The 12,487-nt window shown below is 66.1% G+C and carries 11 protein-coding genes; 8 read left to right on the top strand and 3 right to left on the bottom strand.

What is annotated here, in order from left to right:
• Nucleotides 1-214 precede the first annotated feature (214 nt).
• Nucleotides 215-904, bottom strand: a complete 690-nt coding sequence (locus tag IV501_RS03415; protein ID WP_234698106.1) for a hypothetical protein — start codon at nucleotides 902-904, stop codon at nucleotides 215-217.
• A gap of 268 nt (nucleotides 905-1,172) precedes the next feature.
• Here IV501_RS03415 and IV501_RS03420 point away from each other — a divergent pair, with 268 nt between their 5' ends.
• Both IV501_RS03420 and IV501_RS03425 read left to right on the top strand, forming a co-directional pair.
• Entirely contained in the window at nucleotides 1,173-1,436 is a 264-nt protein-coding gene (locus tag IV501_RS03420; RefSeq protein WP_200554987.1) for a hypothetical protein, read from the top strand.
• A gap of 116 nt (nucleotides 1,437-1,552) precedes the next feature.
• Nucleotides 1,553-2,497: a sigma-70 family RNA polymerase sigma factor gene (locus tag IV501_RS03425; RefSeq protein ID WP_307812157.1), complete on the top strand. Its 945-nt coding sequence runs from the start codon at nucleotides 1,553-1,555 to the stop codon at nucleotides 2,495-2,497.
• A 118-nt stretch (nucleotides 2,498-2,615) separates the two neighbouring features.
• Here IV501_RS03425 and IV501_RS03430 read toward each other — a convergent pair whose 3' ends face one another.
• A complete protein-coding gene (locus tag IV501_RS03430) occupies nucleotides 2,616-2,936 on the bottom strand; it encodes a DUF7882 family protein (RefSeq protein WP_200554988.1) in 321 nt (106 codons plus the stop codon).
• Nucleotides 2,937-2,996: 60 nt separating this feature from the next.
• Nucleotides 2,997-5,486: an ATP-dependent DNA ligase gene (locus IV501_RS03435; RefSeq protein WP_200554989.1), complete on the bottom strand. Its 2,490-nt coding sequence runs from the start codon at nucleotides 5,484-5,486 to the stop codon at nucleotides 2,997-2,999.
• A gap of 58 nt (nucleotides 5,487-5,544) precedes the next feature.
• On the opposite strand from IV501_RS03435, the gene ku reads away from it, so the two are divergent.
• The 6 genes from ku to IV501_RS03465 all read left to right on the top strand — a co-directional run bounded on the left by ku (nucleotide 5,545) and on the right by IV501_RS03465 (nucleotide 12,477).
• Nucleotides 5,545-6,438: a non-homologous end joining protein Ku gene (ku, locus tag IV501_RS03440; protein WP_200554990.1), complete on the top strand. Its 894-nt coding sequence runs from the start codon at nucleotides 5,545-5,547 to the stop codon at nucleotides 6,436-6,438.
• Nucleotides 6,439-6,564: 126 nt separating this feature from the next.
• Complete coding sequence (locus IV501_RS03445) at nucleotides 6,565-6,726, top strand: hypothetical protein (RefSeq protein WP_200554991.1); 162 nt, start codon at nucleotides 6,565-6,567, stop codon at nucleotides 6,724-6,726.
• Nucleotides 6,727-6,871: 145 nt separating this feature from the next.
• Nucleotides 6,872-7,795, top strand: coding sequence for a DMT family transporter (locus IV501_RS03450; protein WP_200554992.1), 924 nt, complete (start codon nucleotides 6,872-6,874; stop codon nucleotides 7,793-7,795).
• A gap of 10 nt (nucleotides 7,796-7,805) precedes the next feature.
• Entirely contained in the window at nucleotides 7,806-10,829 is a 3,024-nt protein-coding gene (locus IV501_RS03455; RefSeq protein ID WP_200554993.1) for a cytosine permease, read from the top strand.
• Between the two features lie 43 nt (nucleotides 10,830-10,872).
• A complete protein-coding gene (locus IV501_RS03460) occupies nucleotides 10,873-11,691 on the top strand; it encodes a Nif3-like dinuclear metal center hexameric protein (protein ID WP_200554994.1) in 819 nt (272 codons plus the stop codon).
• A 45-nt stretch (nucleotides 11,692-11,736) separates the two neighbouring features.
• Nucleotides 11,737-12,477 carry a zinc ribbon domain-containing protein gene (locus IV501_RS03465; RefSeq protein ID WP_200554995.1) on the top strand — a complete coding sequence of 247 codons (741 nt, stop codon included), beginning with the start codon at nucleotides 11,737-11,739 and terminating at the stop codon, nucleotides 12,475-12,477.
• The last annotated feature ends 10 nt before the right edge of the window (nucleotides 12,478-12,487 follow it).

Raw genomic sequence — 12,487 nt, forward strand, 5'->3', positions numbered from 1 at the left:
CCGCTGGGATACCGCACACCCAGCCGTGACCCGCAGGCGGCGCACGGAGCGGGGAGAACATCCGTTTCACCGATCTCGCCAATGACCCAGCCGTGGGCTTCGAGGAGGTGGTTGAGACAGAGTTGCAGGGGAGCATCGGCGGCGACCGCGGCCGAGCACCCGTCTAACGCGCACGTGTTCACGCCAGCACCATAGGGGTGACCCCCGACAGCGATCAGCCCCAGGCGGATGCCGGAGCCGTGAAGACGTCGACCGGCGTGTAGTGCCAGTGCGCCCCGTTGGCGTAATGGCTACTGGCCCACGGTGAGGCCCAGATCGCGTGCTCCGTGACCTCGGTCGGAGCGGAGGCGGCGAAGTCTGCCGCCACCTCGGCGAACAGGGGATTCTTCTGCAGGTTGGCCGCGGCCATCTTCGCAGCGGTGACGAGGTCGGGGTAGCTGCCGAGTCCGGCTCCGCCACCCGATCCCCAGCCGTTGTTCAGTGGATTGTTGCGGTTCCACCAGTCATTCGGACCGTTTTCCTGCCGCATCCACCGGGTCATCACCGTGACGTTGGCGTCGCTCATCGGCCACCCCGCCGTCGACATGACCAGCTTCGCCCAGTCGTAGTTGGTGCCGCTCGCCGCGAGAGTCTTGGCGCCCGGCGTGCCCGAATACACGTCGCGTGACGCAGACGTGATGCTGGAGTCGTCGGCCATGGACAAGTTCTGCACCTTCGACGCCAGGTAGGCGCTGCGTAGCGTGCTCGCGTAGGCGCTCGGCGGTGGGGGAACAGTAGTGATGGCGACGAGGGCACAGGCAGCGGCCGCCGCGAGAAAGACCAGCGACTTACGGGTTCCGCCTCGCGCGGTAGGGGGACGCATCGTGTCACGAAGGGTGACCAGAAAATAGCGTCTGCGTGTCATAAACCTGTGGTCCTCCGCCGAAGTTCGGCTCGGTGTGCCCGGATGTCGATGACCAGAGTAACAACGGCTTCTGGACTGATCCTGGGTGCATCGGTGCCGGGCGACTCTGCGGTCGCCCTGAACCCGGTGAGAATCAGCCGGACAACGGAGTCAACCCCCTGTTGCGTAATGGCGCAGAGATTTAGCATGGGGTCAGCGATGGACAGTAGCCGCGAGTGAGATCACCCACTCGGACCGTGCCGTCATCGCGATCGTGCTGGGAGGTTCGATGAAGAACAACGCAACAGGTCCGTGCCCCGCCGAATATCTGCTTGTGAGCAGAATCTCGGTGGACGAATGGCGGATCGCCGACGGCAGATTGAGTGACGGATCCGCGGCCAAGGTGCTGGGGTTCATTCAGTATCGCAATGCGCAGTACGAAGTTCTCAACATCAAAATTCCCGATCACGACGAGGTCTTCTCGGATTGGGAGAGCGCTGTCGGATTTTTCGCCGCACCTGTCGTGCGCGAGAAGGCTCAGATCAAGCGATAACGAATAAATCACGACAGTCGCTTTGTCAACCCCCTGACGGCGCAGTCCCGCGGTCCCATAGCCTGAGATCACATCGGAAATGTAACCAATTTGGGGGGTCAGCGATGACAACTGCAGTGACCAGCTCTTCGGACCGTTTCACCACGTCCGCCCCTGGCATGGAGGTATCGGTCGACCCGCTGCGGGATTACCTGCAGCGCATCGGCCGTGCTCGCCTCCTCACCGCGGAGGAAGAGGTCTTCCTTGCCCGTCGAATCGAGGTCGGCGTGATCGCGGGCGAGCGCCTGGTCAAAAACCTCGATCTCTCCGGCAAGGAGATCCGCGAGCTGAAGTATCTGCAGCAGGATGGCGCCGCTGCGTATGAGCATTTCATTCACGCCAACTTGCGTCTCGTGGTGAGCATCGCCAAGCGCTACGCGGGGCGAGGACTACCGATCATGGACGTCATCCAGGAAGGCAACCTCGGTCTGGTGCGCGCCGTCGAGAAGTTCGACTACACCACCGGCAACAAGTTCTCGACCTACGCCACCTGGTGGATTCGCCAGTCAATTCTTCGTGGGATCGCCGACGCGAGCCGCCTCATCCGCATCCCGGTACACACCGTCGAGAAGATCGAGAAACTAGACCGCATCCGTCGCGACCTGAGTGGCGAGCTGGGACGAGTGCCGACGCTGATCGAGCTTGCCGATGCCGCGCAGATCAGCACCGAGGAAGTGCTCAAGTTGCAGCGCACCGAGCACGACACCGTGTCGCTGGGGTTGCCCGTTGGTGACGACGGTACGGCCGAGCTCGGAGACCTGATCGAGGACGCGCACAGCGCCGAACCCTTCGAAGCGGTCGAACTCGACTTCCGCCACGATGACATCACCCGGCGCCTGGATGAATTGCCGCAACGCGACGCCACGGTGATCCGTCTGCGCTTCGGCCTCGACGGACGCCAGGCTATGACGCTGGACGAGGTGGGCGAGTTGTATGGCATCACCCGCGAGCGAGTGCGCCAGCTCGAGACCCGCAGTCTGAAGCGTCTGCGTTCGGCAGAGCTGCACTCCTACCTCGCCTGACACCGGTCTGGCGCGATCGAAAGAACGCGATCGAAAGAATCCGTCGGCTGCTCGCGGGGATGCGGGCGGCCGACGGTTTTCCGTGCCCAGGGTGATTACCGGCTATCGTTCCGAGGCGCTACTCTTCCGACGTCCGACCCAGCGCGCCGACCTCGTCGGTCAGTTGAAGCCCCTGGGCGCTGTTGGACGAATTGGTGAGCACGTCGAGCCACTCGCGGTTGATCTTCGGCATGCGTCCACCGTTGTATCGGAACACCAGCGGAATCGACGGATCGAGCCAGATCACGCTGCGACCATCGCCGACGCTCTGTTCGTCGCGCCAGGAGAAGAAGAAACTCTCGCCGCGGCGCAGCTTCAATCCGATAACCAGCTGCAGATGGGCGAGCACTCGATCGTCGAAGACGACCTCGATGGTCGGGCCGTACAGTAGCTTCCCCACGTGCAACTCCTCGAATCATCCGGCGCCGAAACTGCCGTCTGTGATGATCATACGGACTGGTTACTCTGGCACCACGTCTGCGGGTGATTTGTCGGGCCGGAAGCCCCGCCAGGTGGGCTGTCGCAGGCGCCCGGTCGACGTCCATTCGGCGAACTGCACCTCGGCGACGAGGTCAGCGCGCACCCAATTGGCGTCCTTGGCGTCGGCGGTCGGCACGTCATAGAGCGGGGAGGTCGCGCGGGCGCGGTGCGCGAACACCGCGGCAAGTTCGTCGAGGGCTCGGTCGCTGAAGCCGGTGCCCACTCGTCCGACGTAACGGATGCCGTGGTCATCCGGGATCCCCAGCAGTACCGAACCGACGCCGTCGGCCCGCCTGCCGTTGCCGGGCCGCCAGCCACCGATGACGACCTCCTGGGTGCGATGGTGCTTGAGCTTGATCCAGGCCGGTGACCGTCGTCCCGCGGAGTACGGCTCGGAGCGTTCTTTGGCCACTACGCCCTCCAGCCCGAGTTCGAGGCTGGTGGCCATCGCATCATCGAGGTCGCCGTCGAACGCCGGCGGAACCTGCACCACCCCGCGTTCCCGGTCTCGGACCAGGTCGGTCAAGGCAGTGCGGCGAGAGTCGTAGTCCCGTTTCAGGAGGGATTCGCCGTCGAGCAGGAGCAGATCGAAGAGCATGAGCTTCACCGGGGTGGAGGCTCGCAGCCGTTCGATCTCACGCGCGTCGGTCACATTCATCCGCGACTGCAGCACTCCGAAATCAGGGCGCCCGGAGCGGTCGAGGGCAACGATCTCGCCATCGAGCGTCGCGCTGTGGCCGCCGACGGCAGCCGTCACGGCCGCGAGTTCGGGATAGGTGCGGGTCATGTCGTTACCATTGCGGCTGGTCAGGGTGACGCCGTCAGGGCCAGCGGTGACGATGGCGCGGATGCCGTCCCACTTCATCTCGAAGGCCCAGTCCGCTTCGGTGCGGATGTCTGTGGTGCTTCCTGCCGACGCGAGCATGGCTTTCGGTGGGGGCATTGGGTCGGCGGCTGCGGCGCGTGGCTGCTCCTTCATGAGGTGCATGAGCCAGTTTTGGTCGTCTTTGCCGCCGCCGTGCTTTGCTCCGCCGTGGCCGGTATGGATCAGCGCTACGCGTCGCGGGATTCCGCCGAGACCGCCGTCCGCGCGACCGTTCAGGGTGACGATGACCTCCTCCCCGTCGCGCCACTTCTCGAGGTCGTAGGTGCCTGCATCCCAGATCGAGACGGTGCCACCGCCGTATTCGCCCGCCGGGATGGTGCCCTCGAAGCTTCCGTACTCAAGCGGATGATCCTCGGTGTGAACCGCGAGGTGATTCTGCTTCGGCTCGGTCGGAACGTTCTTCGGTACTGCCCAGCTCACGAGCACTCCGTCGTGCTCCAGGCGGAAGTCGAAGTGCAGACGGCGGGCGTGATGCTCCTGAATGACGAAGCTGCGACCATCTGAGGTTTCGGCGGGGCCGGCGGGCACCGGCTCTGGGGTGCGATCAGCGCTGCGCTTGCCGCGGTAGGTCGCCAGCCGGTCGGTCCGCTCGAAGGCGGCGAGGTGCGCCGGCGTCGGCTCGAGCGAGTTGAGATGGCCGGAGGCGAGATCGGCAAGCGGATCACCCCGGCGCTTCACCCGCCGGAGTACTTCCTCATAGTCCAGCTGGTCGAGATTCTTGGAGGCCAGTTCGCGCCAGGTTCGGGGGGCCGCGACGGTGGGGGTGAAGCGTCCTCGGAGGGAGTACGGCGCGATGGTGGTCTTCGACCCGTTGTTCTGGCTCCAGTCGAGCAGCACCTTGCCGGTGCGGAGCGTCTTCTTCATGTCGCTGACCACGAGGTCGGGGTGGTCGGCTTCAAGGGCTCGGGCCAGTTCATGGGCAACGGCGGAGACCTGATCGGAGTTCTGTGACCCATCCAGAGCCGCGTAGAGGTGGATGCCCTTGCTGCCGCTTGTCACCGGCATGGCGGTGAGCCCCATGTCGCTCAGGATGTCGCGTACCAGTCGAGCGACCTCCGCGCACTCCAGCAGACCAGCGCCATCGCCCGGGTCGAGGTCGAGCACCAGGCGGTCGGGGTTGCGACGCGTTCCGGTGCGCCCGAACCGCCACTGCGGCACATGGATCTCGAGGGCGGCGATCTGGGCCAACCAGGTGAGTGTGGCCAGGTCGTTGACCAGGGGATAGAGGTTCTCGTGGTCTTTGTGCTCGATGGTTCGACGCTTCACCCAGGTCGGGGCTGAGTCTTCGAGGTTCTTCTGGAAGAAGACCTCACCGGGATGCTCGGGGGTGCCGACCCCGTGCACCCAGCGCTTGCGGGTTGCGGGGCGATTGCTGGCGTGGGGGATCAGAACGGAGGCGATCTCGGCGTAGTAGCTCAGAACATCCGCTTTGGTCGTCCCGGTCTCGGGGTAGAGCACCTTGTCGAGATTGGTCAGCTTCAGCCGATGTCCCTCGACGCTGACCGTCTCGCCTGAACCGCCCGATGAACGGGCGCCCGATGAACGGGCGCTCGATGAACGGCTGCTCGATCGCGTCGCTGGCATGGCCGCCAATGTACGCCGATCCCTTGATCCGCGGGACGGAGGGGTATCGAATTGGGTGATGAGAGCCATCTGGACAGGTGCCATCACCTTTGGTCTGGTGAACGTGCCGGTGAAGGTCTACAGCGCGACCGAAGACCACGACATCCACCTGCACCAGGTGCATGACAAGGATGGCGGGCGCATCCGCTACGAGCGGCACTGCGAGATCTGCGGAGAGCTCGTGCCGTACAACCACATCGACAAGGCATTCGACGATGGCGAGCGCACGGTCGTGCTGACAGACGACGACCTGAAGTCCCTCCCGGCGGAGCGCAGTCGAGAGATCGATGTCGTCGAGTTCGTGCCGAGCGATGAACTCGACCCAATCATGTTCGACCGCAGTTATTTCCTCGAGCCGGATTCGAAGTCTCCGAAGGCCTATGCGCTGTTGCGGAAGACGCTGGAAGAGACCGATCGCACGGCCATCGTGCACTTCGCTCTGCGACAGAAGACCCGCCTGGGGGCACTACGCGTGCGAGGCAAGGTGCTCATGCTCCAGTCTCTGCTCTGGGATGACGAGGTGCGAGAGGCCGACTTTCCCGCTCTGAAGGAGGTCACCCGGGTGTCGGCGAAAGAACTCGAGATGTCGGGCGCCCTGGTGGACAGCTTCTCGTCGAGGTTCGATCCGGCCAAGTTCACCGACGAGTATCAGGAGGAGTTGCGCACCCTCATCGACGCGAAGCTTGCCGAGGGGGAGTCGCTCGACACCGCCGCGACGTTCGGTGAGGAGCCGGGGGACGACCAGGGCGCAGAGGTGCTCGATCTCATGGAGGCCCTTCGACGCAGCGTAGAGAAGAGTCGTGGGGCGAAGGCGGGCACCAATTCGCCCTCGAAATCGAGCGCGAAGGCGACTTCGCAATCCACTTCGACGCGGGGAGCAGCGCCTACCAAGAAGGCAAAAAAACCGGCGTGATCGAGTCTTCCCTACGCGTATTCGGGCCGGGCGCAACCCCCTAGTAGCTGAGCATCATCGGCATATTGTCTGTTCTGCCCTGGGAGCACCGTGCTCACCTTCTGGGAACAGAAAGGCACATATCCGATGAATATCCTCTTGATCGTCATCTTCGTCATCGCAGTAGTCCTCCTGATCACGGGTGGATTCGTCCAGTCGTTGAACTTCTTGCTGTGGGTGGGAATCGTGTTGGCCATCATCGCGGTCATCGTCTTCCTCGCGAGAGTCATCACCGGTCGTCGCTCCTAGACGACCACCGGCGAACGGCGGCGGAGTGCCAGCTCCGCCGCCGTTCGGCGTTTAACCAGGGCAGTGCGCCGAGGCCGGAAGTCTTTCGCTCGAGGTCTTTCGCCCGAGGTCCGTGGCTCGCGGTCCTTCGCTCTAGGGTCGAGTAGTGAGCCGAGCCGCGACATCCGCCCCACCCGCCAGGCTGCCGGTTATCGCGCTTGTGCTCGCCTCGGTGCTGTGGGGAACCACGGGTACGGCTGCCAGCTTCTTCCCCGCAGGGGTCAGCCCGCTCGCGGTCGGTGCCGTGACCATGGCGTTCGGCGGCCTGCTGCTCGTGGTCGTCTCGCTCCGTCGTTCTGTGGCCGTGCTCCGCGATAGTGCCGCTCGCCGCTGGGTGTTGATCGGCACCATCGGGGTAGTGGCGTATCCGCTCGCCTTCTACAGCGCCATGAACCTGGCCGGTGTCGCGATCGGCAACGTCGTGGCTCTGGGCTCCGGCCCTGTTTTCGCCGCCATCATCGAATGGCTGGTCGAGCGCCATCGACCCACCCGTCGGTGGGCGGTCAGCACCCTGGTTGCGATCGTCGGAATCGCCCTGCTCTCGGTACTCGGTCGCCAGGTGACGGATGTCGGCGACCGCCTGCTTCCCGGAGTGGCGCTCGGTCTCGTCGCCGGGCTGGCATACGCCCTCTATGCCTACGCGTCGTCGAGGGCGCTCGCCGCTGGCCACAGCGGTCGGGGCGTGATGGGGGCGATGTTCGGTGCCGGCGCGATACCTCTGCTCCTGGTGATGGCGGTCGTCGGTGCGCCCCTGCTCCAGTCCGGTCGCACCGTCGGCATTGCCGCGTATCTGGTGATCGTGCCGATGTTCCTGGCCTATCTGCTCTTCGGCATCGGGTTGCGAGGTGTTCGCAGCAGCGCGGCGACCACGATCACACTGGTCGAGCCTCTGGTCGCGACGGTGCTCGCGGTCACCGTGGTGGGGGAGCGGTTGACGTTGCCCGGATGGCTCGGACTGCTCCTGATTCTGGGGGGAGTGACGGCGATGGCTACGGCCCGTCAGCCGAGGGCCAACCCGGCCGCCCCGTAGTATTTGTTGCATGGCAAGCGACGACGACGCGGAAGAAAGCGGCATCGCCGAAGACCCGAATCAGCCCCAGGGACCGCGACGGTCTACCTTCACGCCTCCGCCCTCGGGCGCCACGGGGGAGCGCTCTGCCGACGGGCAGGACTACGACGACGACGCGCTTGCTGCCGCGCTCGCCGAGCAGTTTGCGCCATTCGGCTCGACCGGCATTCTGCCGGCGACGCCTGCTGCACTCGAGGATTTCCCTGCGCCGTCGGGACCGCCGGTCGTATTCGGCACCGACGATCTCGCGCTCCCGACCGAGCCGACCGCCCCATCGGCGGAAGAACTTTCCCGTTTCGCGCCGCCGGAGGCGTCGCCTACCGGACCCGTCTGGTCTCCGCCCGGACCGACCCGGCAGTCGTACACGCCGCCGGCGGAATTCGTGGATCCCGAACTCGTGCTCGCCGAGCCGAAGCCCGAGCCGACGCCCGAGGCGGCGCCGGTCGAGAGCGCGCCGGTCGAGAGCGCGCCCGTCGAAAGCGCGCCGGTCGAAAGCGCGCCGACCGAGAAGGCGCCGACCGAGAAGGCGCCGGCGGACGGCGTGCTGCCTTCGGTGCCCGAACGCCGTTCCCTTGCGGACGATGAGCTGGTGAGGACCCTCGAGACAGAGGTCGCGTCGGGCTCGACACTCGACGCCATGACGCAACTCGAGGAACAGCTGCGCCTGCGGCAACAGGATGCCGACGACTTCGACCGGTGGCAGTCGACGATGCGCAGCATCGGCACGCCCGAGGCCATCGACTCGATCGAGGCGGCTATCCCGACCTTCACGGATGTCATCAACCTCCCCACCCCGGACCAGCTCGCCGGCGCAGAGGCACCAGCCCAAGTCTGGCCTGCGCGAGAACTCCACCCCGCCGAACCTGCCGCGGACACGTCGGAGCCCGAGCGGGCTGGAGAGCCGGAGCCGGAGAGTGAAGCGGATCCGGAGACTGAATTGGAGCCGGAGTCGGAGCCGGAGACTGAACCGGATCCAGATCCGGATCCGGAACCAGCCCCGGAGCAGTCGGCACCGGTCGCCGAGCCCGTCGTCTACGAACTGATCGAACCCCTCGTCACGCCAACCCCCGGCTCTGGCATCGCCCCGCTCGCGTCTCTTGACCTGGTGCGCGATTCGGTCGAGGGCATCCTCGACCCTGGAGTGCCACATCTCGACGAGGTGCCGGCACCGACCGGTCGCGAACACCTGCCCGGGTTTGATGACCTGATCGGTTTCGACGATCTGCTCAGCGGCAGGATCCGGACAGTTGCCGGCGACACCGATACCGACACCGATACCTATCCGGACGCCCACACCGCGCCCGGCGGCGACCCGGTCGAGACCGGACAGCCCGAGGCCGGGCCCCTCGACCCGGCTACGCCCCTCGATGCTGCTGCGACGCTCGACGCTCGCACTCCCGACTCGGCCCCCGTGCTGCTGACGGTGGACCCTGTGCTGCCGACGGTCGACCCTGTGCTGGCGTCGGCTCCCGTGCTGACCGTGGACCCCGTGCCAACCCCGGCCGTGCCGACCCGCGCCGTCGCGGAGCGTCCGCAGCGGACATCCGTTCTCACCCCGGAGCGCGCCGGAGTCGAGCCGACCCCGATGGACCAGCGGGTCGGTCGAGCAGCGCGGATGTTCTGGCTCTGGTTCGCCACCAACTCCTCGCTGATCAGCCTCGCCTTCGGTGGTGTGCTGCTCTCGCTCGGCATGAGCCTGCGCCAAGCGGTGGTCGCGGCGTTGATCGGAGTGGCCATCTCGTTCCTCCCGCTGGGTCTCGGCACCCTCGCCGGTAAGTGGAGTGGTCAGCCGACCATGATCGTCTCCCGCGCCAGCTTCGGGATGATCGGCAACATCGTTCCGGCCTCGCTCGCGGTGATCACCCGGGTGTTCTGGGGGGCCGTGCTGCTGTGGTTGCTCGGCTCATCCACCGCGCGCATTCTGATCGGAAACCGCACTGACGGCACGCTCTTCGGGCTCGGCGAGACGAAGATTAGCGCTCTGGCCATCGCGGTCGGATTCGTGGTGTCGCTGGCGGTCGCCGTGCTCGGGTACGCCGTCTTCTCGCGGGTGCAGCTCATTCTGAGCATCGTGTCGACGGTATTGATCGTCGCGTTCGTTGCGGTCAGCTGGCACGCGGTCGACGTCGGTCAGGCTCTCACCGTCGGCGATGGCCCGTGGATCCTGGTGGTGACCGGAGTGGTGCTCGTCGTGAGCTTCCTCGGTGTGGTCTGGGCGACCAGCAGTGCCGACCTGGCGCGGTATCAGCGGCCGTCGAGTTCCGGCGCCGCAGCGATGCTGTGGGCTCCGTTTGGTGCAACGCTGCCCGCCTTCGTGCTGATCGCGTACGGCGCGCTGCTGTCGGCATCCTCACCTGCCCTGGCGCGTGGTCTGGTCGACGCTCCGCTCGACACGATCGCCTCGCTCACGCCCGCATGGTTTCCGGTGCCCCTGCTGCTCGCGACCGTGCTCAGTTTGCTGGTCGGCGTCGTACTGAGCATCTACTCCGGCGGATTCGCGCTGCAGGCCGTGGGGCTTCGGGTGCCGCGTTCCTGGTCGTCGACCACCATCGGCGTTCTGGTCTTCGTCGTCGCCCTCGTACTCACCCTCACCGTCGGGTCGATGGCCGCGGTGTTCCGCGATCTCACTACCACCATCGCCGTTCCGGTCTCCGCCTGGATCGGAATCTTCTCGGCCGAAATGATCCTCCGTCGTCGACGCTTCGATTCCGCTTCCTTGCTCCGCCGCGGAGGCACATACAGCGACGTGAACTGGGTGAACCTCACGATGCTGGTGGTCGCTTCGGCGATCGGGTTCGGCCTCACCACGGCGACCGTCGGTTGGCTCGGCTGGCAGGGCTACCTGTTCGGCGCCTTCGGGGTGCCGCTCGACGGTCAGCTCGCCGGCACCGATGTCGGTGTGCTCGTCGCGCTGGTGCTCGGTCTGCTCACCCCCTTCGTCTCGGGCCTGCCGACAATCCGCAAGCAGGAACGACAGCCGCGCTATTCGGCCTAGTCACCCGCCCGGATCGACCTCGCGTCGAAAGTAGACTGACCCCATGCCTCACAGCCTCGCCGAGATACTCAGCGTCACCGAGCGACTCTGGCCGATGTCCGGTGCCGAAGGGTGGGATGCCGCGGGTCTGCTCTCCGGCGATCCGGCCAGGCCCGTCACGTCCATTCACCTGGCGGTCGATGCGGTCCCTGATGTCGCGGACGAAGCCATCGACGCGGGCGCCGATCTGCTGCTGGTGCATCACCCGCTGCTGTTGCGTGGCGTCACCTCGATCGCCGAAAACCGCTTCACGGGCGCAGTGCTCGCCCGACTGATTCGCGGCGGCTGCGCGCTCGTGTCCGCCCACACCAATGCGGATGTCGTCGAGACCGGCACCTCCGCCGTGCTGGCCGAGCGGCTCGGGGTGCACGCCGCGCTCCCGATCGTCGAGGGAACATCAGCATCACGCGGCATCGGCCGGGTCGGACGACTGGCCGAGCCGACAACGCTCGGCCGACTTGCCCGTCAGTTGGGGGAGATCTTGCCCGCGACGGCCACGGGCATCCGTGTCTCGGGCGACTACGGCCGGCCGATCGAGAGGGTTGCTCTCTGCGGTGGTGCCGGCGATAGCCTGCTTGCCGAGCCCGCTGTGCTCAGTGCCGACGTCTACATCACCTCCGATCTGCGCTTCCACCCCGCCTCGGCGTTCCGCGAGGATGCGAAACTGGTGGGCGGCCCGGCGCTGATCGACATCTCGCATTGGGCGAGCGAGTGGCTCTGGCTTGCTACCGCCGCCGACGAACTGCGTACGGCACTTCCCGACATCACGGTCACCGTCAGTGACCTGCGCACGGACCCGTGGGATTTCGCCGTCGTGCAGTAGCGCGTCCCCGCTCATTTCACTCGCAATTACAGAAGGACGACACCCATGGCACTCAAGGCCAGCCCCACCGAGCAGGCTCGTCTGCTCGACCTGCAGGCGCTCGACACCCGCATCCGCCAGCTCGACCACCGTGCCAAGTCGCTGCCGGAACTGAAGGTGCTCGCCGGTCTCGGCGTCGAAGTAGACGGTCTGCGGGTCGAGCGGCTGAGCGCGACGGGCGCCGTCGAGGACGCCCGTCTCGAGCTCGGACGGATCGAGTCGGATGTCGCCGTGGTCGAGGCGCGGATCACCCGCGACACCGATCGGCTTCAGTCATCCACGTCGGTCAAGGACGTCGCGGGACTCGAGAGCGAGCTGTCGGGGCTGCGCAAGCGCCAGAACGACCTCGAGGAGATCGAGCTGACCGTGATGGAGCGGCTGGAGAACCTCGAAGCGGTGCTCCGTGAGGCCGACGTGCGCGTCACCGAGGTCGAGCAGAAGATCGCTGAGGCGACGGCGGACAAGGATGCTGCGCTCCGTGCCATCATCGACGAGCGCACGAAGGCGGCTGCCGATCGCTCCGCCCTGGCAGCCCAGGTCTCCGCTGAGCTGCTGGCCCTGTACCAGCGCCAGCTCGACCGCTACGGCGCCGGGGCATCGTTTCTGCAGTACGGCACGTCGAGCGCCAGCGGCGTGAAACTCAATGAGAACGACATGCAGACCATCCGTGCCGCCGCGCCCGACGACGTTATCCTCTGCCCGGACTCCAGCGCGATCCTGGTGCGGACGGCGGAGTCGGGCCTCTAGCTCTCCGGCT

It is taken from the genome of Lacisediminihabitans changchengi (genome assembly GCF_016634425.1).
Taxonomy (GTDB): domain Bacteria; phylum Actinomycetota; class Actinomycetes; order Actinomycetales; family Microbacteriaceae; genus Lacisediminihabitans; species Lacisediminihabitans changchengi.

Coding starts and splice junctions, on each gene's coding strand:
- IV501_RS03415 (WP_234698106.1), bottom strand. CDS start 904: ATGACACGCAGACGCTATTTTCTGGTCACCCTTCGTGACACGATGCGT.
- IV501_RS03420 (WP_200554987.1), top strand. CDS start 1,173: ATGAAGAACAACGCAACAGGTCCGTGCCCCGCCGAATATCTGCTTGTG.
- IV501_RS03435 (WP_200554989.1), bottom strand. CDS start 5,486: ATGCCAGCGACGCGATCGAGCAGCCGTTCATCGAGCGCCCGTTCATCG.
- ku (WP_200554990.1), top strand. CDS start 5,545: ATGAGAGCCATCTGGACAGGTGCCATCACCTTTGGTCTGGTGAACGTG.
- IV501_RS03445 (WP_200554991.1), top strand. CDS start 6,565: ATGAATATCCTCTTGATCGTCATCTTCGTCATCGCAGTAGTCCTCCTG.
- IV501_RS03455 (WP_200554993.1), top strand. CDS start 7,806: ATGGCAAGCGACGACGACGCGGAAGAAAGCGGCATCGCCGAAGACCCG.
- IV501_RS03460 (WP_200554994.1), top strand. CDS start 10,873: ATGCCTCACAGCCTCGCCGAGATACTCAGCGTCACCGAGCGACTCTGG.
- IV501_RS03465 (WP_200554995.1), top strand. CDS start 11,737: ATGGCACTCAAGGCCAGCCCCACCGAGCAGGCTCGTCTGCTCGACCTG.